Origin of the sequence: Streptomyces sp. NPDC090022 (assembly GCF_044748145.1) — a bacterium.
Classification (GTDB): domain Bacteria; phylum Actinomycetota; class Actinomycetes; order Streptomycetales; family Streptomycetaceae; genus Streptomyces.
Genome location: NZ_JBIVFN010000006.1, coordinates 163,784 through 187,072 on the forward strand (window position 1 = coordinate 163,784; position 23,289 = coordinate 187,072).

General features: G+C 71.5%; 23 protein-coding genes. 22 read left to right on the plus strand and 1 reads right to left on the minus strand.

All coding sequences use genetic code 11. The annotated features are described in order from the left end of the window. Window positions 1-5 precede the first annotated feature (5 nt). The 16 genes from rpsD (at window position 6) to nusB (ending at window position 14,339) form a co-directional block, all read left to right on the plus strand. Window positions 6-617 carry a 30S ribosomal protein S4 gene (gene rpsD, locus ACIPXB_RS15265; RefSeq protein WP_150210796.1) on the plus strand — a complete coding sequence of 204 codons (612 nt, stop codon included), beginning with the start codon at window positions 6-8 and terminating at the stop codon, window positions 615-617. Between the two features lie 165 nt (window positions 618-782). Then, the gene (locus ACIPXB_RS15270) at window positions 783-1,232 is read left to right on the plus strand and encodes a DUF948 domain-containing protein (RefSeq protein ID WP_401449281.1); all 450 of its coding nucleotides are present in this window, start codon (window positions 783-785) and stop codon (window positions 1,230-1,232) included. Window positions 1,233-1,239: 7 nt separating this feature from the next. Then, the gene (locus tag ACIPXB_RS15275; protein WP_401449284.1) at window positions 1,240-1,590 is read left to right on the plus strand and encodes a hypothetical protein; all 351 of its coding nucleotides are present in this window, start codon (window positions 1,240-1,242) and stop codon (window positions 1,588-1,590) included. Then, window positions 1,590-4,259, plus strand: coding sequence for an alanine--tRNA ligase (gene alaS / locus ACIPXB_RS15280; RefSeq protein WP_401449287.1), 2,670 nt, complete (start codon window positions 1,590-1,592; stop codon window positions 4,257-4,259). The genes ACIPXB_RS15275 and alaS overlap by 1 nt, the downstream gene beginning before the upstream one ends. 2 nt (window positions 4,260-4,261) lie before the next feature. After that, a complete protein-coding gene (gene ruvX, locus ACIPXB_RS15285; protein WP_401449290.1) occupies window positions 4,262-4,732 on the plus strand; it encodes a Holliday junction resolvase RuvX in 471 nt (156 codons plus the stop codon). Window positions 4,733-4,813: 81 nt separating this feature from the next. Then, entirely contained in the window at window positions 4,814-6,607 is a 1,794-nt protein-coding gene (mltG, locus tag ACIPXB_RS15290; RefSeq protein ID WP_401449293.1) for an endolytic transglycosylase MltG, read from the plus strand. A 7-nt stretch (window positions 6,608-6,614) separates the two neighbouring features. Beyond that, window positions 6,615-7,436, plus strand: a complete 822-nt coding sequence (locus ACIPXB_RS15295; protein ID WP_401449296.1) for a shikimate dehydrogenase — start codon at window positions 6,615-6,617, stop codon at window positions 7,434-7,436. Window positions 7,437-7,469: 33 nt separating this feature from the next. Beyond that, window positions 7,470-7,661 carry a hypothetical protein gene (locus tag ACIPXB_RS15300; RefSeq protein ID WP_401449299.1) on the plus strand — a complete coding sequence of 64 codons (192 nt, stop codon included), beginning with the start codon at window positions 7,470-7,472 and terminating at the stop codon, window positions 7,659-7,661. A 142-nt stretch (window positions 7,662-7,803) separates the two neighbouring features. Then, complete coding sequence (aroC, locus tag ACIPXB_RS15305; protein ID WP_401449302.1) at window positions 7,804-8,988, plus strand: chorismate synthase; 1,185 nt, start codon at window positions 7,804-7,806, stop codon at window positions 8,986-8,988. Window positions 8,989-9,032: 44 nt separating this feature from the next. Further along, window positions 9,033-9,515 (plus strand): shikimate kinase, encoded by a 483-nt coding sequence (locus ACIPXB_RS15310; RefSeq protein WP_401449622.1) that lies wholly within the window; start codon window positions 9,033-9,035, stop codon window positions 9,513-9,515. After that, window positions 9,512-10,612 (plus strand): 3-dehydroquinate synthase, encoded by a 1,101-nt coding sequence (gene aroB / locus ACIPXB_RS15315; protein WP_401449305.1) that lies wholly within the window; start codon window positions 9,512-9,514, stop codon window positions 10,610-10,612. Before ACIPXB_RS15310 ends, aroB begins: the two co-directional genes overlap by 4 nt. Further along, the gene (aroQ, locus tag ACIPXB_RS15320) at window positions 10,609-11,049 is read left to right on the plus strand and encodes a type II 3-dehydroquinate dehydratase (RefSeq protein WP_401449308.1); all 441 of its coding nucleotides are present in this window, start codon (window positions 10,609-10,611) and stop codon (window positions 11,047-11,049) included. Before aroB ends, aroQ begins: the two co-directional genes overlap by 4 nt. A 51-nt stretch (window positions 11,050-11,100) precedes the next feature. Next, on the plus strand, window positions 11,101-11,835 hold the full coding sequence (locus ACIPXB_RS15325) for an AAA family ATPase (protein WP_401449311.1): 735 nt from the start codon (window positions 11,101-11,103) through the stop codon (window positions 11,833-11,835). A gap of 340 nt (window positions 11,836-12,175) precedes the next feature. After that, window positions 12,176-13,282: an aminopeptidase P family protein gene (locus tag ACIPXB_RS15330; protein ID WP_401449314.1), complete on the plus strand. Its 1,107-nt coding sequence runs from the start codon at window positions 12,176-12,178 to the stop codon at window positions 13,280-13,282. Window positions 13,283-13,335: 53 nt separating this feature from the next. After that, window positions 13,336-13,902 (plus strand): elongation factor P, encoded by a 567-nt coding sequence (gene efp / locus ACIPXB_RS15335; RefSeq protein ID WP_401449317.1) that lies wholly within the window; start codon window positions 13,336-13,338, stop codon window positions 13,900-13,902. A 2-nt stretch (window positions 13,903-13,904) separates the two neighbouring features. Further along, window positions 13,905-14,339 carry a transcription antitermination factor NusB gene (nusB, locus tag ACIPXB_RS15340; RefSeq protein WP_401449320.1) on the plus strand — a complete coding sequence of 145 codons (435 nt, stop codon included), beginning with the start codon at window positions 13,905-13,907 and terminating at the stop codon, window positions 14,337-14,339. Between the two features lie 179 nt (window positions 14,340-14,518). On the opposite strand, the gene bldD is transcribed toward nusB, so the two are convergent. Next, complete coding sequence (gene bldD, locus ACIPXB_RS15345; protein WP_093801867.1) at window positions 14,519-15,019, minus strand: transcriptional regulator BldD; 501 nt, start codon at window positions 15,017-15,019, stop codon at window positions 14,519-14,521. Between the two features lie 233 nt (window positions 15,020-15,252). Here bldD and pyrR point away from each other — a divergent pair, with 233 nt between their 5' ends. The 6 genes from pyrR to carB all read left to right on the plus strand — a co-directional run bounded on the left by pyrR (window position 15,253) and on the right by carB (window position 23,285). Next, window positions 15,253-15,843: a bifunctional pyr operon transcriptional regulator/uracil phosphoribosyltransferase PyrR gene (pyrR, locus tag ACIPXB_RS15350; protein ID WP_401449323.1), complete on the plus strand. Its 591-nt coding sequence runs from the start codon at window positions 15,253-15,255 to the stop codon at window positions 15,841-15,843. A gap of 139 nt (window positions 15,844-15,982) precedes the next feature. Then, complete coding sequence (locus ACIPXB_RS15355; protein WP_401449326.1) at window positions 15,983-16,972, plus strand: aspartate carbamoyltransferase catalytic subunit; 990 nt, start codon at window positions 15,983-15,985, stop codon at window positions 16,970-16,972. 2 nt (window positions 16,973-16,974) lie between these two features. Next, window positions 16,975-18,261: a dihydroorotase gene (locus ACIPXB_RS15360; RefSeq protein WP_401449329.1), complete on the plus strand. Its 1,287-nt coding sequence runs from the start codon at window positions 16,975-16,977 to the stop codon at window positions 18,259-18,261. Further along, complete coding sequence (locus ACIPXB_RS15365; protein ID WP_401449332.1) at window positions 18,258-18,839, plus strand: hypothetical protein; 582 nt, start codon at window positions 18,258-18,260, stop codon at window positions 18,837-18,839. Before ACIPXB_RS15360 ends, ACIPXB_RS15365 begins: the two co-directional genes overlap by 4 nt. Beyond that, complete coding sequence (gene carA, locus ACIPXB_RS15370) at window positions 18,836-19,984, plus strand: glutamine-hydrolyzing carbamoyl-phosphate synthase small subunit (RefSeq protein ID WP_401449335.1); 1,149 nt, start codon at window positions 18,836-18,838, stop codon at window positions 19,982-19,984. The genes ACIPXB_RS15365 and carA overlap by 4 nt, the downstream gene beginning before the upstream one ends. Then, window positions 19,977-23,285, plus strand: coding sequence for a carbamoyl-phosphate synthase large subunit (carB, locus tag ACIPXB_RS15375; protein WP_401449338.1), 3,309 nt, complete (start codon window positions 19,977-19,979; stop codon window positions 23,283-23,285). Before carA ends, carB begins: the two co-directional genes overlap by 8 nt. Window positions 23,286-23,289: the final 4 nt, after the last annotated feature.

A 23,289-nucleotide genomic window follows, 5' to 3' on the forward strand; every position in this document is an offset into this window, starting at 1 on the left:
TCCCCGTGAACCAGAAGCGACCCAAGGTCAAGAAGTCGCGTGCCCTCGGCATCGCCCTGACGCCGAAGGCCGTCAAGTACTTCGAGGCCCGCCCCTACCCGCCGGGCGAGCACGGCCGTGGCCGCAAGCAGAACTCGGACTACAAGGTCCGTCTGCTGGAGAAGCAGCGTCTGCGCGCTCAGTACGACATCTCCGAGCGCCAGATGGCCCGCGCGTACGACCGCGCCAAGAAGGCCGAGGGCAAGACGGGCGAGGCGCTGGTCGTCGAGCTCGAGCGTCGCCTCGACGCCCTGGTGCTGCGTTCGGGCATCGCCCGCACGATCTACCAGGCCCGCCAGATGGTCGTCCACGGCCACATCGAGGTCAACGGTGGCAAGGTCGACAAGCCGTCGTTCCGTGTCCGTCCGGACGACGTCATCACCGTGCGCGAGCGCTCCCGCGAGAAGCACCCCTTCCAGGTGGCTCGCGAGGGTGGCTACGCCGGTGAGGGCGAGGCCCCGCGCTACCTTCAGATCAACCTGAAGGCGCTCGCGTTCCGCCTGGACCGCGACCCGCAGCGCAAGGAGATCCCCGTGATCTGCGACGAGCAGCTCGTCGTCGAGTACTACGCCCGCTGATCCCAGCCGGCGCGGTCCGCGGACTGTTGCTCGAAACCCGTCGTCCCCCTGCGGGGGGCGGCGGGTTTCGCCGTTCCCGTCCGTCCCGGAATTCCGGTACGACGGCCCGCTCCCGGCGCGATAGGGTCGGGGGACGACTTTTCTACGTGCAGGGAGCGGTGCAACGTGTCCGGTGGAGAGGTGGCCGGGATCCTCGTGGCCGTCTTCTGGGCGATCCTGGTCTCGTTCCTGGCCGTGGTGCTGGTGCGGCTCGCCCAGACGCTCAAGGCGGCCACCAAGCTGGTGGCGGACGTGACCGAGCAGGCCGTCCCGCTCCTGGCGGACGCCTCCACCACGGTCCGTTCCGCGCGTACCCAGCTCGACCGGGTCGACGCGATCGCCAGTGACGTCCAGGAGGTCACCTCCAACGCGTCCGCGCTCTCCTCGACCGTGGCCTCCACCTTCGGCGGCCCGCTGGTCAAGGTGGCGGCTTTCGGCTACGGCGTGCGCAAGGCCATGGGCCGCGACGGTGACGCACCGGCCGCCCGCGAGTCCCGCCGTACCGTGATCGTCGGACGCACCGTGCCGGGGGCACGGACCGCCCGTTCCGCATGGCGCCGCAAGCAGAAGGACTGAAACCGCGATGTTCCGCCGTACCTTCTGGTTCACCGCAGGCGCAGCCGCCGGCGTGTGGGCCACCACCAAGGTCAACCGCAAGCTCAAGCAGCTGACCCCGGAGAGCCTCGCCGCACAGGCCGCCGACAAGGCACTGGAGGCGGGCCACCGGCTCAAGGACTTCGCGCTCGACGTGAAGGCGGGAATGCTGCAGCGCGAGGACGAGCTGAACGATGCACTGGGGTTGCGAGCCGACCCCGACCGGCCCGGCAACGTCACCGCCCTGCCCGGGCAGCGACGGCTGCGGGCCATCCAGAACGACCACGACCACCGTTCGGGCCCCCTGAGGGTCACGTACAACCGGAATGAGGACCACTGATGGAGTCGGCTGAGATTCGCCGCCGCTGGCTGAGCTTCTTCGAGGAGCGCGGTCACACCGTTGTCCCTTCGGCGTCGCTCATCGCGGACGACCCGACTCTGCTGCTGGTCAACGCGGGCATGGTGCCCTTCAAGCCGTACTTCCTCGGTGAGACCAAGCCGCCGGCCCCGCGCGCCACCAGCGTCCAGAAGTGCGTCCGTACGCCGGACATCGAAGAGGTCGGCAAGACCACCCGGCACGGCACGTTCTTCCAGATGTGCGGCAACTTCTCCTTCGGCGACTACTTCAAGGAAGGCGCCATCCAGTACGCCTGGGAGCTGCTCACCAGCCCCGTGGCGGACGGCGGCTACGGCCTGGAGCCGGAGAAGCTCTGGATCACCGTCTACCTCGACGACGACGAGGCCGAGGCCATCTGGCGCGACAAGATCGGCGTCCCGGCCGAGCGCATCCAGCGCCTGGGCAAGAAGGACAACTTCTGGTCCATGGGCGTCCCCGGCCCCTGCGGCCCCTGCTCGGAGATCAACTACGACCGCGGCCCCGAGTTCGGCGTCGAGGGCGGCCCGGCCGTCAACGACGAGCGGTACGTCGAGATCTGGAACCTCGTCTTCATGCAGTACGAGCGCGGCGCCGGTGACGGGAAGGAGGACTTCCCGATCCTCGGCGACCTGCCGTCGAAGAACATCGACACCGGCCTCGGCCTCGAGCGCCTCGCCATGATCCTGCAGGGCGTGCAGAACATGTACGAGACCGACACCCTGCGCGTGGTCATGGACAAGGCCACGGAGCTGACCGGCGTCCGTTACGGAGCCGCCCAGGACACCGACGTGTCCATGCGCGTGGTCGCCGACCACATGCGCACCTCCGTCATGCTCATCGGCGACGGCGTCACCCCCGGCAACGAGGGCCGCGGCTACGTGCTGCGCCGCATCATGCGCCGCGCCATCCGCAACATGCGTCTCATGGGCGCCACCGGCCCGGTCGTCCAGGAGCTCCTCGACGTCGTGATCGACACGATGGGGCAGCAGTACCCGGAGCTGATCACCGACCGCAAGCGCATCGAGACCGTCGCGCTCGCCGAGGAGGCCGCCTTCCTCAAGGCTCTGAAGGGTGGAACGAACATCCTCGACACCGCCGTCACCGAGACCAAGGCCGCCGGCGGCACGGTCCTCTCCGGCGACAAGGCGTTCCTGCTCCACGACACCTGGGGCTTCCCGATCGACCTCACCCTGGAGATGGCCGCCGAGCAGGGCCTCTCCGTGGACGAGAGCGGCTTCCGGCGCCTGATGCAGGAGCAGCGCGACCGCGCCAAGGCCGACGCCAAGGCCAAGAAGACCGGCCACGCCGACGTCTCCGCCTACCGCCTGATCGCCGACAACGCCGGCGCCACCGAGTTCACCGGCTACGCCACCACCCAGGGCGAGTCCACCGTCGTCGGCCTGCTGGTCAACGGCCTGCCCGCGCCCGCCGCCTCCGAGGGCGACGAGGTCGAGGTCGTCCTCGACCGCACCCCCTTCTACGCCGAGGGCGGCGGCCAGCTCGCCGACCAGGGCCGCATCAAGCTCGACTCCGGCGCCGTCATCGAGGTCCGTGACGTCCAGCAGCCGGTTCCCGGTGTCTCCGTGCACAAGGGATCCGTCCAGGTCGGCGAGGTGACGGTGGGCGCCTCCGCGTACGCCGCCATCGACGTCAAGCGCCGCCGGGCCATCGCCCGTGCCCACTCGGCCACGCACCTGACCCACCAGGCGCTGCGTGACGCGCTCGGCCCGACGGCCGCCCAGGCCGGTTCCGAGAACAGCCCCGGCCGCTTCCGCTTCGACTTCGGCTCGCCGAACGCCGTTCCCGGCTCGGTGCTCACCGACGTCGAGCAGAAGATCAACGACGTGCTCTCCCGCGAGCTCGACGTCACCGCCGAGATCATGAGCATCGACGAGGCGAAGAAGCAGGGCGCCATCGCCGAGTTCGGCGAGAAGTACGGCGAGCGCGTCCGCGTCGTCACCATCGGCGACTTCTCCAAGGAGCTGTGCGGCGGCACCCACGTCGGCAACACCGCCCAGCTGGGTCTGGTGAAGCTGCTCGGCGAGTCCTCCATCGGCTCCGGTGTGCGCCGCGTCGAGGCCCTGGTGGGCGTGGACGCGTACAACTTCCTCGCCAAGGAGCACACGGTCGTCGCCCAGCTCCAGGAGCTGGTCAAGGGCCGCCCCGAGGAGCTGCCGGAGAAGATCTCCGCCATGCTCGGCAAGCTGAAGGACGCCGAGAAGGAGATCGAGAAGTTCCGCGCGGAGAAGGTCCTCCAGGCCGCCGCCGGTCTGGCCGGGAACGCCCAGGACATCCGCGGCGTCGCCCTCGTCGTCGGCCAGGTGGCGGACGGCATCGGCGCCGACGACCTGCGCAAGCTGGTCCTGGACGTCCGCGGCCGCATCCAGGGCGACCGCCCGGCCGTCGTGGCCCTGTTCACCGTGGCGGGTGGCCGCCCGCTGACCGTCGTCGCCACCAACGAGGCCGCGCGCGAGCGCGGTCTCAAGGCCGGTGACCTGGTACGCACGGCCGCCAAGACCCTCGGTGGCGGCGGTGGCGGCAAGCCGGACGTCGCCCAGGGCGGCGGCCAGAACCCGGCCGCCGTGCCGGAGGCCATCGCCGCGGTCGAGCGGCTCGTCGTAGAGACGGCCTGAGCATGACGCTGCGCAGAGGACGTCGGCTCGCCGTCGACGTCGGGGACGCCCGGATCGGGGTCGCCTCGTGCGACCCCGACGGGGTGCTCGCCACGCCGGTGGAGACCGTGCCGGGACGGGACGTCCCGGCCGCCCACCGGCGGCTGCGCCAGCTCGTCGCGGAGTACGAGCCGCTCGAAGTCGTGGTCGGCCTGCCCCGCTCGCTCAGCGGGCGGGAGGGGCCGGCCGCGGCCAAGGTGCGCACGTTCGCGACGGAGCTGGCCAGGGGCATCAAACCGGTGCCCGTCCGGCTGGTCGACGAGCGGATGACGACGGTGACCGCCGCCCAGGGGCTGCGGGCCTCGGGGCGCAGTGCCAAGAAGGGCCGCTCGGTCATCGACCAGGCCGCTGCCGTGATCATCCTTCAAAACGCTCTTGAGACCGAACGGGTATCTGGTAATCCCCCCGGTGAGTGCGTCGAAGTGGTCATCTGATCGCGATACGGTAACGTTCCGCGCGAAGTGGCGGCATTTCGAACAGCCGTCGGCTCTTCGACGCGGCGCCTTAGGGGATCGATGACTGAGTATGGACGGGGCCAGGCACCCGAACCGTGGCACCCCGAGGACCCCCTGTACGGGGACCCGGGGTGGACGGGACAGCATCAGGTCCCGCAGCACCATGCCCAGGAGCCGCAGTACCAGCAGCAGTACCCGCAGGAGTACCAGGGGCAGCAGTACCAGCAACAGCAGCCCTACCCGGAGCAGTACCAGGCCGAGCAGTACCACGCTGAGCAGTACCCGCAGCACCAGCAGCAGGCGTACCCGCAGATGATGTCCGCGCCGCAGCAGACGTACGGCGCGCAGGTCTGGGATACCGGTCAGATGATCGGGCAGGCTGCCCAGCCCCAGACCGCGTACCCCCAGGCCCCGCAGGCGGTGGCCGATCCCTACGTCGGCCCCGACGCGTACGGGGGCGCCGATCCGTACGGACAGCAGCCCGCCGTCTACCCCGGCGAGACCGCCGACCTCTACGCCACCCCCGAGGCCTACCCGCCGCCCGTCCCGCCCCACCGCCGGGCCGAGGCCGAGGAGCAGGCCGAGGAGTGGCAGGACGAGGTCCTCGACGACTCCACCGCCCTCGGACACGAGGACGACCCGCGCCCCGCCGGGGACGGCGACGACGACGGCGCCGAGGCGCCCGCCGCCGGCCGCCGCGCCGACCGCGCGAGCGCCCGCGGCGGCAAGGGCAAGGCGGGCAAGGGCAAGGGCAAGGGCAAGAAGAAGAGCCGCAACGGTGTGGCCTGCCTGTTCACCTCCATGGTCCTGCTGGGCATCGTCGGCGGTGGCGGCTACTACGGCTACAGCTTCATCGAGAACAAGTTCGGCGCCGACGCGGACTTCACCGGTGCGGGTACCGACCCCATCGACGTCGAGATCCCCAACGGTTCGGGCCTCGGTGAGATGGGCCGCATCCTCAAGGCCAAGGGTGTGGTGGCCAGCGCAGGGGCGTTCGTCTCCGCCGCGCAGGCCCACCCCAAGGGCGGGAACATCCAGCCCGGCCTCTACCCGCTGCGCAAACAGATGTCGGCCCGCGAGGCCGTCGAGCTGATGACGGACCCCTCGAAGCTCAACGTGGTCACCATCGCCGAGGGCATGCGCAACGCCGCCGTCTACCAGATGATCGACAAGAAGCTCAAGCTGTCCGACGGCACGACGCAGGAGACCGCGAAGCGGGAGCTGAAGAACCTGGGCCTGCCCGCCTGGGCCGACAGCGACAACCCGAAGATGAAGGACCCGCTGGAAGGGTTCCTCTACCCGGCGCGCTACGACCTCGCGCACGACATGAAGCCCGAGGACCTGCTCAAGAAGATGGTGGCGAAGGCCAACGAGTCCTACGCCGCCCACGGCGTCGAGGCCAAGTCCAAGGCGCTCGGCCTCTCCTCGCCGCTGCAACTGGTCACGGTCGCCTCGCTGGTCCAGGCCGAGGGCATGAACCACGACGACTTCAAGCGGATGTCCGAGGTCATCTACAACCGCCTCAAGCCGACCAACGACGTCACGAACCAGAAGCTCGAGTTCGACTCGACGATCAACTACCTCAAGGGCACGAGCAACATCAACGTCTCCCGCAGCGAGACGCGTACCCTCGACAACCCGTACAACACGTACTTCTACAAGGGCCTCACCCCCGGCCCGATCGGCAACCCGGGCGACGACGCCGTCAACGCGGCGCTCAACCCGGACGGTGGCGGCTGGATGTTCTTCGTATCGGTCGACGGGAAGAAGACGACCTTCACCCAGACCTTCGACGAACACGAGAAACTGGTCGCCGAATTCAACGAGCGTCAGAAGAAGAAGAGTGGCGGGTAGCCGAGACATGTCACGCATACGGGCCGCGGTGCTGGGATCCCCCATCGAGCACTCCCTCTCACCGGTGCTGCACCGCGCCGCCTATCAGGAGCTCGGCCTCGCCGACTGGTCCTACGACCGGTTCGAGGTGGACGAGGCCGCGCTCCCGCGGTTCATGGCCGGCCTCGGCGCGGAGTGGGCGGGCCTGTCGCTGACGATGCCGCTCAAGCGGGCGATCATCCCGCTGCTGGACGGGATCAGCGACACCGCCGCCTCCGTCGAGGCGGTCAACACGGTCGTCCTCACCGAGGACGGCCGACGGGTCGGCGACAACACCGACATCCCCGGCATCGTCGCCGCCCTGCACGAGCGGGGCATCGACACGGTCCCGTCCGCCGCCGTGCTCGGCGCCGGCGCCACCGCCTCCTCGGCGCTGGCCGCGCTGGCGCGGATCTGCTCCGGCGAGGTGACGGCGTACGTCCGCAGCGCAGGCCGCGCCGCCGAGATGCGCCAGTGGGGCGAGCGGCTCGGCGTGGAGGTCCGTACGGCCGACTGGTCGGCGGCGGCCGGGGCGCTGACCGCGCCCCTGGTGATCGCGACCACCCCGGCCGGGACCACCGACGCCCTGGCCGCCGCGGTGCCGCAGGCGCCCGGGACCCTGTTCGACGTGCTGTACGACCCCTGGCCGACCGCGCTCGCGGCCGCCTGGGACGAGCGCGGCGGCACGCTGGTCGGCGGCCTGGACCTCCTGGTCCACCAGGCCGTCCTCCAGGTCGGCCAGATGACCGGCCGCCCCGGCCCGCTGGCCGCCATGCGGGCCGCCGGAGAACGGGCACTGGCCGCCCGATAGGCTCCCCGCCTGCACATTCGAGGGTGAGGGACCATGGACGGAATCGAGCGCGGCTGGATCCTGGCGTCGAAGGACGACGTGGCGTACGGGGTCGTGCTGTTCCTCCGCATGCTCGTGGGCAGCATGCCGGACTGGCTCAAGGCGACCCTCATCGCGACCGTGGCGGGCCTCCTGCTGTGGAGCGCCGTGAGGCGGCTGCGAAGGCGGAGAGCTACCGTCCGGTAGCCGCAACTTGCCACAATGGCGTCCGATAGCTGGACCGGAGGCCGTTTCACCTGCCCGGACGTGGGAGGATCGGGTGAGGCGGGCACGGGCTGCGCACCCGGCCGCGCCGTCGCTGTACCAGGCGCGAGCATGAGGAGCATCGTTGAGCAGGTTGCGTTGGCTGACCGCTGGGGAGTCGCACGGACCGGCGCTGGTAGCGACGCTGGAGGGTCTCCCCGCCGGCGTTCCGGTCACCACCGAGCTGGTGGCCGACCACCTGGCCCGCCGTCGGCTGGGCTATGGCCGCGGTGCCCGGATGAAGTTCGAGCAGGACGAGATCACCTTCCTCGGCGGCGTCCGCCATGGCCTCTCCCTCGGCTCCCCGATCGCCGTCATGGTGGGCAACACCGAGTGGCCCAAGTGGGAGACGGTCATGTCGGCCGACCCCGTGGACCCCTCGCTGCTCAAGGAGACCGGCCGCAACGCGCCGCTGACCCGCCCCCGCCCCGGCCACGCCGACCTCGCGGGCATGCAGAAGTACGGCTTCGACGAGGCCCGCCCGATCCTGGAGCGCGCCAGCGCCCGCGAGACGGCCGCCCGCGTGGCCCTCGGCGCCGTCGCCCGGTCCTTCCTCAAGGAGGCCGCGGGCATCGAGATCGTCTCGCACGTCGTGGAGCTGGCCTCTGCCAAGGCCCCGTACGGCGTCTACCCGACCCCCGCCGACGTCGACAAGCTCGACGCCGACCCGGTCCGCTGCCTCGACGCCGACGCGTCGAAGGCGATGGTCGCCGAGATCGACCAGGCCCACAAGGACGGCGACACCCTCGGCGGCGTCGTCGAGGTCCTCGCGTACGGCGTCCCGGTCGGCCTCGGCTCGCACGTCCACTGGGACCGCCGCCTCGACGCGCGCCTGGCGGCCGCGCTCATGGGCATCCAGGCCATCAAGGGCGTCGAGGTCGGCGACGGCTTCGAGCTGGCCCGCGTCCCCGGCTCCCAGGCCCACGACGAGATCGTCGCCACGCCCGAGGGCATCCGGCGCACCTCCGGCCGTTCCGGCGGCACCGAGGGCGGCCTGACCACCGGTGAGCTGCTGCGCGTGCGCGCCGCCATGAAGCCGATCGCCACCGTGCCCCGGGCCCTGGCGACCGTGGACGTGGCCACCGGCGAGGCCGCCGCCGCCCACCACCAGCGTTCCGACGTCTGCGCCGTCCCGGCCGCCGGCATCGTCGCCGAGGCCATGGTCGCGCTCGTCCTCGCGGACGCCGTCGTGGAGAAGTTCGGCGGCGACTCCGTCCCCGAGACCCGCCGCAACGTGCAGTCCTACCTCGACAACCTCCAGATCCGGTGACGGCCGGACCCGGCAGCGGCCCGCTGGTCGTCCTCGTCGGCCCCATGGGCTCCGGCAAGTCCACGGTGGGGGCGCTGCTCGCCGAGCGGCTCGGCGTCCCCTACCGGGACACAGACGCGGACATCGTGGCGGCCGAGGGCCGGGCGATCTCCGACATCTTCGTCGACGAGGGCGAGCCGCACTTCCGTGCGCTGGAGCGGGCGGCGGTCGCGGCCGCCGTCGCCGAGCACACCGGGGTCCTCGCCCTCGGCGGCGGCGCGGTGCTCGACGCGGGCACCCGGGCCCTGCTGTCCGGGCGGCCCGTCGTCTACCTGTCGATGGACGTCGAGGAAGCCGTACGGCGGGTCGGCCTCGGCGCCGCCCGCCCGCTGCTCGCGATCAACCCGCGACGGCAGTGGCGCGAGCTGATGGAGGCGCGCCGCCCCCTGTACACCGAAGTCGCGCGCGTCGTGGTGGCCACCGACGACCGCACCCCCGAAGAGGTCGCCCAGGCGGTCCTCGACGCACTGGAGTTGAAGGACGCATGACGGAGCACCAGGACCAGGTCACGCGGATCACGGTCGGCGCGAGCGCCGGGCACCCCGCGTACGACGTGCTGGTCGGCCGGCAGCTGCTCGGCGAGCTGGGCACGCTGATCGGCACCCAGGCCCAGAGGGTCGCCGTGATCCACCCCGAGGCCCTCGCCGAGACCGGCGAGGCGCTGCGGGCGGACCTCGCCGAGCAGGGCTACGAGGCGGTCGCCATCCAGGTGCCGAACGCCGAGGAGGCCAAGACCGTCGAGGTCGCGGCGTACTGCTGGAAGGCGCTGGGCCAGTCCGGCTTCACCCGCACCGACGTGATCGTCGGGGTCGGCGGCGGCGCCACCACCGACCTCGCCGGCTTCGTCGCGGCCAGCTGGCTGCGCGGGGTGCGCTGGATCGCCGTACCGACCACGGTCCTGGCGATGGTGGACGCGGCCGTCGGCGGCAAGACCGGCATCAACACCGCCGAGGGCAAGAACCTGGTGGGCGCCTTCCACCCGCCGGCGGGCGTGCTGTGCGACCTCGCCGCGCTGGAGTCCCTCCCGGTCAACGACTACGTGTCGGGCCTCGCCGAGATCATCAAGGCCGGCTTCATCTCCGACCCGGTGATCCTCGACCTGATCGAGGCCGACCCGCAGGCGGCCCGCACCCCGGCGGGCCCGCACACGGCCGAGCTGATCGTGCGGTCCATCCAGGTCAAGGCGGACGTCGTCTCCAGCGACCTCAAGGAGTCGGGCCTCCGGGAGATCCTGAACTACGGCCACACCCTCGCGCACGCCATCGAGAAGAACGAGCGCTACAAGTGGCGGCACGGCGCGGCCGTGTCCGTCGGCATGGTCTTCGCCGCCGAGCTCGGCCGGCTCGCCGGCCGCCTCGACGACGCGACGGCCGACCGGCACCGGGAGATCCTGGCCGCCGTCGGGCTGCCGCTGACCTACCGCGGCGACCAGTGGCCCAAGCTGCTCCAGACCATGCAGGTCGACAAGAAGTCCCGGGGCAACCTGCTGCGCTTCATCGTCCTGGACGGCCTGGCCAAGCCCACCGTCCTGGAGGGCCCCGACCCGGCCCACCTGATCGCCGCGTACGGCGAGGTGTCCGCGTGAGCCGCCCGGTCCTGGTCCTCAACGGCCCCAACCTCGGCAGGCTCGGGTCGCGCGAGCCCGACGTGTACGGATCGACCTCGTACGCGGGCCTGGTGGAGACCTGCACGAAGCTGGGCGCCGAGCTCGGCTTCGCCGTCGAGGTCCGCGAGACCAACGACGAGGGCGAGCTGGTGCGCTGGCTGCACGAGGCCGCGGACGGCCGGATCCCGGTCGTCATCAACCCCGGCGCGTTCACGCACTACTCGTACGCCATGCGCGACGCGGCCGCCCAGCGGACCGCGCCGCTCATCGAGGTGCACATCTCCAACCCGTACGCCCGCGAGGAGTTCCGGCACACCTCGGTCATCGCCTCCGTGGCCAGCGGCACCGTCGCCGGCTTCGGCCTGGGCTCCTACCGGCTGGCGCTGCGCGCGCTGGCGGAGGAAGTCCAGGGCTGAGATAACGTTCTCGCATCAGGCGCCTGAACGAGCGAGACGGAGTGGCAGCGGATGCAGCATGGAGTGGGGGGCTGGGGACCTTCCTCGGGACAGCCGCCGATACCCCCTGCGCAGGGCTGGCCGGTCGCGCCGGTCCCGGAGGCCACCGGGCACATCCCGCTGCCGCCCGTGGCGCCGGCGCCGCCCGCCCCCGCGGCCCCCGTCGCACCCCCCGTGCCGGGCACCGGGACCGCCACGCTCGCGGTGCTGCTGATCGGCCCGGCGGGCGCGGGCAAGACCACCGTGGCCCGGCACTGGGCGGGCACCCGCCCGGTGCCGACCGCGCACATCAGCCTCGACGACGTCCGCGAGTGGGTCTGCTCCGGCTTCGCCGACCCGCAGGCGGGCTGGAACGACCACTCCGAGGCCCAGTACCGCCTCGCCCGCCGCACCTGCGGCTTCGCCGCCCGTAACTTCCTGGCCAACGGCATCTCCTGCATCCTCGACGACGCGGTCTTCCCCGACCGGCCGGTGGTCGGCCTCGGCGGCTGGAAGCGGCACGTGGGCCCGAACCTGCTGCCCGTCGTGCTGCTGCCCGGCCTGGAGATCGTCCTGGAGCGCAACGCCGAACGCTCCGGCAACCGGCGGCTCTCGGACGAGGAGGTCGCCCGGATCCACGGCCGGATGGCCGGCTGGTACGGCTCAGGCCTGCCGATCATCGACAACTCCCACCTCGACGTCGAGGGCACGGCCCGAGCCCTGGACGAAGCCCTGGCCCGCGCGATAGCGACCCCGGCGGGCTGGTGACCCGCGGCACCGCACCATGGCGGTGCGGCGGCCTACGCCCGCCCGGCTGCCCGGGGGTGTCTCCCGCCCGGCGCCCGCCGCCCGTCCGGTCGCCCCGGGCGTCTCCCCGCCAGCCCCCGCGCCGTGGCCGCGACGTTCCGCGGCAGCCCCACGGGATCTCCTCGATGGGCCGCCGCACGGGGCCTCCCCGACCGCTGCCCCACCGGGCCTTCCCGCCAGTGCGTGTTCCCGGCCGGTGTCGCGCGGGGGCCGCGGGCTGGTTGGGTGTGGGGGCGGGGGGTGTGCTCGGGCGGACGCGCTCGGCGCGCCTCGGGCGGGTCGCGCTCGTAGGCTCGAAGACATGTCAGACGTGTACGCCGCCCGCCGTGGCCTGCTCCGCGACCGCTGCGCCGCAGCCGGCACCGCCGCCGCCCTGATCACGCGTCCGGCCAACGTCCGCTACCTGGCCGGCGCCGGCCCCGCCGACGCCGTGCTGCTGATCGGGCCGGCCGAGGACGTGCTGTTCTGCGCCGGCGCGCCCACCGGCGAACCCGAGGAGGGCCGGCTCGACGAGCACCTGCGGGTCTCGGTCCTGCCCACCCGCGGCGGCGACCCCGCCGTCGCCGGCGCCGACCTCGCCGCCGCCCAGCGGGCCGACTCCCTCGCCGTCGAGGAGCACCACCTCACCGTCGCCCGCCACCGCGCCCTGCGCTCCGTCGCGCCCGGGCTGCGGCTCGGCGACCTCGGCACCGCCGTCGAGCAGCAGCGCCTGGTCAAGGACGAGGAGGAGATCGCCTGCCTGCGGATCGCCGCCGAGATCGCCGACCAGGCCCTCGGCGAGCTGCTGGAGTCGATCCTCGTCGGCCGTACCGAGCGGCATCTGGCGCTGGAGCTGGAGCGCCGGCTCGTCGACCACGGCGCCGACGGGCCCGCCTTCCCCACCTCCGTCGGAACCGGGCCGCACTCCGGGCGGTCCCGGCACCGCCCCTCCGACCGCCGGGTCGAGGAGGGCGACTTCCTCTCCGTCTGCCTGGGCGCCAGCTACCGCGGCTACCGCTGCGAGATCGGCCGTACCTTCGTGATCGGCACCACGCCCGCGGACTGGCAGATCGAGCTCTACGACCTGGTCTTCGCGGCCCAGCGGGCCGGCCGGGAGGCCCTGCTGCCCGGCGCCGCCTACCGCGATGTCGATCATGCCGCGCGCTCGGTCCTGGGCTCCGCCGGCCACGGCGAGGCGCTCTCCCCGTCGACCGGACACGGCGTCGGTCTGGAAATCGACGAGGACCCGCAGCTTGCACCTACGGCAATGGGTAAACTGGACGCTTGCGTGCCGGTCACCGTCGAACCGGGGGTTCACCTCCCCGGCCGGGGAGGTGTCCGGATCGATGACACGCTCGTCGTGCGCCCCGAGGCGGACGGCGGTCCCGAGCTACTCACCATTACGACCAAGGAGCTGCTCGCGCTGTAGCCGGCAGGCTGTGCGCACACCCTCGGTCCTCCAGTGCAGGAGATTCCGCAACCGTGGCTTCCACGAACGACCTCAAGAACGGCATGGTGCTCAAGCTCGACGGTGACCAGCTCTGGTCCGTCGTCGAGTTCCAGCACGTCAAGCCCGGCAAGGGCCCGGCCTTCGTGCGCACCAAGCTCAAGAACGTGCTCTCGGGCAAGGTCGTCGACAAGACCTTCAACGCCGGTGTGAAGGTCGAGACGGCCACCATCGACCGCCGTGACATGCAGTTCTCGTACATGGACGGCGACTACTTCGTCTTCATGGACATGCAGACCTACGACCAGCTGCACGTCGACAAGAAGGCCGTCGGCGACGCCGCGAACTTCCTGATCGAGGGCTTCACCGCCTCCGTCGCGCAGCACGAGGGCTCGGTCCTCTACGTCGAGCTGCCCGCCGCCGTCGAGCTCGTCATCGAGCACACCGACCCGGGCGTCCAGGGCGACCGCTCCACCGGTGGCACCAAGCCCGCCCGTCTGGAGACCGGCCACGAGATCCAGGTCCCGCTCTTCGTCACCACCGGCGAGAAGGTCAAGGTCGACACCCGCACCAGCGACTACCTCGGCCGGGTGAACAGCTAACCGTGGCTGCCCGGAGCAACGCCCGCAAGCGTGCTTTCCAGATCCTCTTCGAGGCCGACCAGCGGGGCGTACCCGTGCGGGAGGTCCTCGCCGACTGGGTGCGTCACTCCCGTAACGACACCCGGCAGCCCCCGGTGAACGCGTTCACCATGGATCTTGTCGAGGGTTACGCCGACAAGGTGAACCGGATCGACGAGCTGATCGCCACGTACGCCGTGGACTGGGACCTCGACCGCATGCCGGTCGCGGACCGGAACATCGTGCGCATCGGTGCCTACGAGCTGATCTGGGTCGACGAGACCCCGGACGCCGTGGCCATCGACGAGGCCGTCCAGCTCGCCAAGGAGTTCTCCACGGACGACTCCCCGGCGTTCGTGAACGGCCTGCTGGGCCGCTTCAAGGACCTCAAGCCCAGCCTGCGCCGCGACCGCGACTAGGGTCCGCGCACGGTCCGGCGACATGAAGGGGCCCGCGGCGCATACGCGCCGCGGGCCCCTTCGCGCGTCCTCGTCCCCGCCGTGCCCGGGAAGAGCCCGGGAACGCGAAACCGGCGGGCGCCGGAACCCTCCCGGGTCCCGGCGCCCGCCGGTAACGTTTCTGCTCGGAGCCGGTCGGCTCAGGCGTCCTCGTGCGCCACCGCGCGACGCGCGTCGGCGTCCAGCACGCCCCAGCTGATCAGCTGCTCGGTGAGGACCGAAGGGGACTGGTCGTAGATGACGGCCAGGGTGCGCAGGTCGTCCTGGCGGATCGACAGCACCTTGCCGTTGTAGTCGCCACGCTGGCTCTGGATGGTGGCCGCGTAGCGCTGGAGGGGGCCGGCCTTCTCGGCGGGCACGTGGGCCAGGCGCTCGAGGTCCAGGCGCAGCTTCGGCGGCGGCTCGGCGGCCCCGCCCGGAGTCGTGCCCGGCAGGAGCTCCTGGACCGGCACCCCGTAGAAGTCCGCCAGCTCGGCGAGGCGCTGGACGGTCACGGCGCGGTCCCCGCGCTCGTAGGAACCGACCACCACGGCCTTCCAACGGCCCTGGGACTTCTCCTCGACACCGTGGAGGGAAAGGCCCTGCTGGGTGCGGATGGCGCGGAGCTTGGCCCCGAGCTGTTTGGCGTATTCGCTGGACATAAGGCTCCCGGACGCAGTGACGACGTGCGGCTCCGCCGCGCGGCTGGTAACTCACTGTGAGGTTACGCAGCGTTACTTGGATGCGTCAAGCCGAATGGTCTTCGTCAGCCCCCCGCGAGGGGTCGGTCGGGGGAGCGGTGTGCGGGCGCCCGGCCCGCCCTGGTAACGTTGCAGCCGTACATCAGACGTCCTTTAAGGTCCGTCCCGTGAGGCGGAGAAGGAGGTCCTTTTTCATGGACTCGCAGGCCGTACACCTTCGAAGCGGCGATGACGCCCGCCCCGTACTGGAGGCGCAGGACATCGCGCGGGTGCTGACCCGCATCGCTCACGAGATCGTCGAGCGCGCCAAGGGCGCGGACGACGTGGTTCTCCTCGGTATCCCGACGCGTGGCGTCTTCCTCGCCCGTCGGCTGGCCGCCAAGCTCCAGGAGATCACCGGGACCAAGATCCCGGTCGGCTCCCTCGACATCACCATGTACCGCGACGACCTGCGGATGAAGCCCGCCCGGGCGATCGGGCGCACGGAGATCCCCGGCGACGACCTCGACGGCCGCCTGGTCGTCCTCGTCGACGACGTGCTCTTCTCCGGCCGCACCATCCGCGCCGCCCTGGACGCCCTCGGCGACCTGGGCCGCCCCCGCGCCGTCCAGCTCGCCGTCCTCGTCGACCGCGGCCACCGCGAGCTGCCCATCCGCGCCGACTACGTCGGCAAGAACCTCCCCACGTCGCTGCGGGAGACCGTCAAGGTCCAGCTCCAGGAGGAGGACGGCCGCGACGCCGTGCTGCTCGGCCAGCGGACCGACGGGGCGGCCGGCGGCCAGTAGGCCATTCGGGTGAGGGGCCGGTGTGCGCCGGGCCCGCGCCGAAGCCTGCCCGCCCGCCCGGACCGCACCCCTGCCGCACCTCCCTGCCGCACCCCTCCGCCGCACCCTCCGCCGCTCTCCAGACCTACGGAGCACCCAGATGAAGCGCCACCTCATCTCGGCCGCCGACCTCTCGCGCGACGACGCCGTCCTCATCCTCGACACCGCCGAGGAGATGGCCCGGGTCGCCGACCGGCCGATCAAGAAGCTGCCCACCCTGCGCGGCCGCACGATCTGCAACCTCTTCTTCGAGGACTCCACCCGTACCCGGATCTCCTTCGAGGCCGCCGAGAAGCGCCTGTCGGCCGACGTCATCAACTTCGCCGCCAAGGGCTCCAGCGTCTCCAAGGGCGAGTCCCTCAAGGACACCGCCCAGACCCTGGAGGCCATGGGCGTCGACGCCGTCGTCATCCGCCACCACGCCTCCGGCGCGCCCTACCGGCTCGCCACCTCCGGCTGGATCGACGCCCCCGTGATCAACGCGGGCGACGGCACCCACGAGCACCCCACCCAGGCGCTGCTCGACGCCTTCACCATGCGCCGCCGCCTCGTCGGCCGGGACGCGGGCCTGGGCAAGGGCCTCGACGGCCGCCGCATCACCATCGTCGGCGACGTCCTGCACAGCCGGGTGGCCCGCTCCAACGTCCACCTGCTGCACACGCTCGGCGCCGAGGTCACCCTGGTGGCCCCGCCCACCCTGGTGCCGGTCGGTGTGGAGAGCTGGCCCTGCGAGATCTCGTACAGCCTCGACGACGTGCTGCCGAAGTCCGACGCGGTGATGATGCTGCGTGTGCAGCGCGAACGCATGAACGCCGCGTTCTTCCCGACCGAGCGCGAGTACTCGCGGCGGTACGGGCTGGACGCCGCCCGCATGGCCCGCATGCCCGAGGACGCCATCGTGATGCACCCCGGCCCGATGGTCCGCGGCATGGAGATCACCGCCGAGGTCGCCGACTCCGACCGCTGCACGGTCGTCGAGCAGGTCGCCAACGGCGTCTCCATCCGGATGGCCGTCCTGTACCTGCTGCTCGGCGGTTCCGAGCCCGCCGTCACCACCACCAGCACGCCCCGCACCGAGGAGAGCAAGTAACCATGAGCAAGATCCTTATCCGTGGCGCGCGGGTCCTCGGCGGCGAGGCGCAGGACGTCCTGATCGACGGCGAGACCATCGCCGCCGTCGGCAGCGGCATCGACGCCGGCGACGCGACCGTGATCGAGGCCGCGGGCCAGGTCCTCCTCCCCGGCCTCGTCGACCTCCACACCCACCTGCGCGAGCCGGGCCGCGAGGACTCCGAGACGGTCCTGACCGGCACCCGCGCCGCCGCCTCCGGCGGCTACACCGCGGTGTTCGCCATGGCGAACACCTTCCCGGTCGCCGACACCGCCGGTGTCGTGGAGCAGGTGTGGCGCCTGGGCAAGGAATCCGGCTACTGCGACGTCCAGCCCATCGGCGCCGTCACCGTCGGCCTGGAGGGCAAGAAGCTCTCCGAGCTGGGCGCCATGCACGACTCCGCCGCCCGGGTCACCGTCTTCTCCGACGACGGCAAGTGCGTCGACGACGCCGTGATCATGCGCCGGGCCCTGGAGTACGTGAAGGCCTTCGGCGGCGTCGTCGCCCAGCACGCCCAGGAGCCGCGCCTGACCGAGGGCGCCCAGATGAACGAGGGCGTCGTCTCCGCGGAGCTGGGCCTGGGCGGCTGGCCGGCCGTCGCCGAGGAGTCGGTCATCGCCCGCGACGTACTGCTCGCCGAGCACGTCGGCTCCCGCGTGCACATCTGCCACCTCTCCACCGCCGGCTCGGTCGAGATCGTCCGCTGGGCCAAGTCCCGCGGCATCGACGTCACCGCCGAGGTCACCCCGCACCACCTGCTGCTCACCGACGAGCTGGTCCGCTCGTACAACCCGGTCTACAAGGTCAACCCGCCGCTGCGCACCGAGGCCGACGTCCTGGCCCTGCGCGAGGCCCTGGCCGACGGCACGATCGACATCGTCGCCACCGACCACGCCCCGCACCCGCACGAGGACAAGGACTGCGAGTGGGCCGCCGCCGCCATGGGCATGGTCGGCCTGGAGACCGCGCTCTCCGTCGTCCAGCAGACGATGGTGGAGACCGGCCTGCTCGACTGGGCGGGGGTCGCCGAGCGCATGTCCTTCGCCCCGGCGCGCATCGGCAGCCTCCCCCACCACGGACGTCCCGTCTCGGTGGGTGAACCCGCGAACCTGACGCTGGTCGATACCTCGTACCGTGGTGTCGTGGACCCCGCACATTTCGCTTCCCGCAGCCGCAACACGCCCTACGAGGGCCGTGAGCTGCCGGGCCGCGTCACTCACACCTTCCTGCGGGGCCGGGCAACGGTCGTGGACGGGAAGCTGGCGTGACACCTGCAGTAATCCAACTGGCCGCCGAGGCCGCCGAACGACGGTCGGCGGAGGTGACCGACTGGGGCCCGCGCATCGCGTGGGTGATCGGTCTGGTCGTCTTCATCGCCTTCGTCTACTGGCTGATGCGGCAGGGCTGGAAATGGCGCGGCGCTCTGCAGGACGACCTGCCCGAGCTGCCCGCCGCCCCCGGCGGTCTCCCCGCGCACCGGCTGGCCCTGACCGGCCGGTACCACGGGTCCACCACCGCCGGGCAGTGGCTCGACCGGATCGTCGCCCACGGCCTGGGCGTGCGCAGCAGGGTCGAGATGACCCTCACCGACGCGGGCCTGGACGTGGTCCGTCCGGGGGCCACCGATTTCTTCGTACCGGTCGCGCAGCTGCGCGGCGCCCGCCTCGACAAGGGAATCGCGGGCAAGGTACTCACCGAGGGCGGTCTGCTCGTCGTCACCTGGGCGCACGGCGACAAGCTGATCGACTCGGGCTTCCGCTCCGACCGCGCGGCCGAGCACGCCGCCTGGGTCGAGGCCATCAACTCCATGAACCACTCGCACACGACGGAAGGCGCCGAACGATGACGACCTCCACCAGGGGAGCGAAAGCTCCCGCCGTACTCGTCCTGGAGGACGGGCGGGTCTTCCGCGGCCGTGCCTACGGTGCCGTGGGGGAGACCTTCGGCGAGGCCGTGTTCTCCACCGGCATGACCGGCTACCAGGAGACCCTCACCGACCCGTCGTACCACCGGCAGGTCGTCGTGATGACCGCCCCGCACGTGGGCAACACCGGCGTCAACGACGAGGACCCCGAGTCCTCGCGCATCTGGGTCTCGGGCTACGTCGTCCGCGACCCCGCCCGCATCCCCTCCAACTGGCGCTCCCGCCGCTCGCTGGACGAGGAGCTCCAGCGGCAGGACGTCGTCGGTATCTCCGGCGTCGACACCCGCGCCCTGACCCGCCACCTCCGCGAGCGCGGCGCCATGCGCGTCGGCATCTTCTCGGGCGAGGCACTCGCGGGCGGCGCGACCGACGCGCAGCTGCTGGCGAAGGTCCAGGCACAGCCCCAGATGAAGGGCGCGAACCTCTCCGCCGAGGTCGCCACCAAGGAGGCGTACGTCGTCCCCGCGATCGGCGAGAAGCGCTTCACCGTGGCCGCGGTCGACCTGGGCATCAAGGGCATGACCCCGCACCGGATGGCCGAGCGCGGCATCGAGGTCCACGTGCTGCCCGCCACCGCCACCGTCGAGGACCTCTACGCGGTCTCCCCGGACGGCGTGTTCTTCTCCAACGGCCCCGGCGACCCGGCCACCGCCGACCACGCGGTCTCCGTCATGCAGGGCGTCCTGGAGCGGAAGACCCCGCTCTTCGGCATCTGCTTCGGCAACCAGATCCTCGGCCGCGCGCTCGGCTTCGGCACCTACAAGCTGAAGTACGGCCACCGCGGCATCAACCAGCCGGTCCAGGACCGCACCACCGGCAAGGTCGAGGTCACCGCGCACAACCACGGCTTCGCCGTCGACGCGCCCCTCGACAAGGTCTCCGAGACCCCCTTCGGCCGCGCCGAGGTCTCCCACGTCTGCCTCAACGACAACGTGGTGGAGGGCCTCCAGCTGCTCGACCAGCCGGCCTTCTCCGTCCAGTACCACCCCGAGGCGGCCGCGGGCCCGCACGACGCCGCGTACCTCTTCGACCGCTTCGTATCCCTGATGGAGGCCGAGCGTGCCTAAGCGCACCGATATCCAGTCCGTCCTGGTCATCGGCTCCGGCCCGATCGTCATCGGCCAGGCCGCCGAGTTCGACTACTCCGGCACCCAGGCCTGCCGCATCCTCAAGGCCGAGGGCCTGCGGGTCGTCCTGGTCAACTCCAACCCCGCGACGATCATGACCGACCCGGAGATCGCCGACGCCACGTACGTCGAGCCGATCACCCCCGAGTTCGTCGAGAAGATCATCGCCAAGGAGCGTCCCAACGCCCTCCTGCCCACCCTCGGCGGCCAGACCGCGCTGAACACCGCCATCTCCATGCACGAGCAGGGTGTGCTGGAGAAGTACGGCGTGGAGCTCATCGGCGCCAACGTCGAGGCCATCCACAAGGGCGAGGACCGCGACCTCTTCAAGGGCGTCGTCGAGGCCGTCAAGGCCAAGATCGGCTACGGCGAGTCCGCCCGCTCGGTCATCTGCCACTCCATGGACGACGTGCTCGCCGGCGTCGACACCCTCGGCGGCTACCCGGTCGTCGTCCGCCCCTCCTTCACCATGGGCGGCGCCGGCTCCGGCTTCGCCCACGACGAGGAGGAGCTGCGCCGCATCGCCGGCCAGGGCCTGACGCTCTCCCCGACCACCGAGGTGCTCCTGGAGGAGTCCATCCTCGGCTGGAAGGAGTACGAGCTGGAGCTGATGCGCGACAAGGCCGACAACGTCGTGGTCGTCTGCTCCATCGAGAACTTCGACCCGATGGGCGTGCACACCGGTGACTCGATCACCGTCGCCCCCGCGATGACGCTGACCGACCGCGAGTACCAGCGGCTGCGCGACATCGGCATCGCGATCATCCGCGAGGTCGGCGTCGACACCGGCGGCTGCAACATCCAGTTCGCGATCAACCCGGTCGACGGCCGCGTCATCGTCATCGAGATGAACCCGCGCGTCTCGCGCTCCTCGGCGCTCGCGTCGAAGGCCACCGGCTTCCCGATCGCCAAGATCGCCGCCAAGCTGGCCATCGGCTACACGCTGGACGAGGTCCCCAACGACATCACCGAGAAGACCCCGGCCTCCTTCGAGCCGACCCTCGACTACGTCGTCGTCAAGGCCCCGCGCTTCGCGTTCGAGAAGTTCCCGGCCGCCGACGCCACCCTCACCACCACCATGAAGTCGGTGGGCGAGGCCATGGCCATCGGCCGCAACTTCACCGAGGCCCTGCAGAAGGCCCTGCGCTCCCTGGAGAAGAAGGGCTCGCAGTTCACCTTCGTCGGCGAGAGCGGCGACAAGGACGAGCTGCTGCGCCTGGCCGTACGCCCCACCGACGGCCGCATCAACACCGTGATGCAGGCCATCCGGGCCGGCGCCACCCAGGAGGAGGTCTTCGAGTCCACGAAGATCGACCCCTGGTTCGTCGACCAGCTCTTCCTGATCAAGGAGATCGCCGACGAGCTCGCCGCCGCCGAGAAGCTCGACCCCGAGCTGCTCGCCGAGGCCAAGCGGCACGGCTTCTCCGACGCCCAGATCGCCGAGATCCGCGGCCTGCGCGAGGACGTCGTCCGCGAGGTCCGGCACGCCCTCGGCGTCCGTCCGGTCTACAAGACGGTCGACACCTGCGCCGCCGAGTTCGCCGCCAGGACCCCGTACTTCTACTCGTCCTACGACGAGGAGAGCGAGGTCGCGCCCCGCGAGAAGCCCGCGGTGATCATCCTGGGCTCCGGCCCGAACCGCATCGGCCAGGGCATCGAGTTCGACTACTCCTGCGTCCACGCCTCCTTCGCGCTGCACGACGCCGGCTACGAGACCGTGATGGTCAACTGCAACCCCGAGACCGTCTCGACCGACTACGACACCTCCGACCGCCTGTACTTCGAGCCGCTGACGCTCGAGGACGTGCTGGAGATCGTCCACGCCGAGTCCCTCGCGGGCCCGATCGCGGGCGTCGTCGTCCAGCTCGGCGGCCAGACCCCGCTGGGCCTGGCCCAGGCGCTCAAGGACAACGGCGTGCCGGTCGTGGGCACCTCGCCCGAGGCCATCCACGCCGCCGAGGACCGCGGCGCCTTCGGCCAGGTCCTCGCCGACGCCGGCCTGCCCGCCCCCAAGCACGGCACGGCCACCACGTTCGCGGGCGCCAAGGCCATCGCCGACGAGATCGGCTACCCGGTCCTGGTCCGCCCCAGCTACGTGCTCGGCGGCCGCGGCATGGAGATCGTCTACGACGAGGCCCGGCTGGAGTCGTACATCGCCGAGTCCACCGAGATCTCCCCGACCCGCCCCGTGCTGGTCGACCGCTTCCTCGACGACGCCATCGAGATCGACGTCGACGCCCTCTACGACGGCACCGAGCTCTACCTCGGCGGCGTCATGGAGCACATCGAGGAGGCCGGCATCCACTCCGGCGACTCCGCCTGCGCGCTGCCCCCGATCACCCTCGGCGGCTTCGACATCAAGCGGCTGCGCGCCTCCACCGAGGCCATCGCCAAGGGCGTCGGCGTGCGCGGCCTGATCAACATCCAGTTCGCGATGGCCGGCGACATCCTCTACGTCCTGGAGGCCAACCCGCGCGCCTCCCGGACCGTCCCCTTCACCTCGAAGGCGACCGCCGTCCCGCTCGCGAAGGCCGCCGCCCGCATCTCGCTCGGCGCCACCGTCGCCGAGCTGCGCGAGGAGGGCCTGCTGCCGAAGACCGGCGACGGCGGCACCCTGCCGCTCGACGCGCCGATCTCGGTCAAGGAGGCCGTGATGCCGTGGAGCCGCTTCCGCGACATCCACGGCCGCGGCGTGGACACCGTCCTCGGCCCGGAGATGCGCTCCACCGGCGAGGTCATGGGCATCGACTCGGTCTTCGGCACGGCGTACGCCAAGTCGCAGGCGGGCGCGTACGGCCCGCTGCCGACCAAGGGCCGGGCGTTCATCTCCGTCGCCAACCGCGACAAGCGCTCGATGATCTTCCCGGCCCGCGAGCTGGTCGCCCACGGCTTCGAGCTGCTGGCCACCTCCGGCACCGCCGAGGTGCTGCGCCGCAACGGCATCAACGCCACCGTGGTCCGCAAGCTCAGCGAGGGCGAGGGCCCGAACGGCGAGAAGACGATCGTCCAGCTCATCCACGACGGCCAGGTCGACCTGATCGTCAACACCCCGTACGGCACCGGCGGCCGCCTCGACGGCTACGAGATCCGTACGGCGGCGGTGGCGCGCGGCGTCCCGTGCCTGACCACGGTCCAGGCGCTCGCCGCGGCCGTCCAGGGCATCGACGCACTCAACCACGGCGACGTGGGCGTCCGTTCGCTCCAGGAGCACGCGGAGCACCTGACCGCGGCCCGCGACTAGCAGC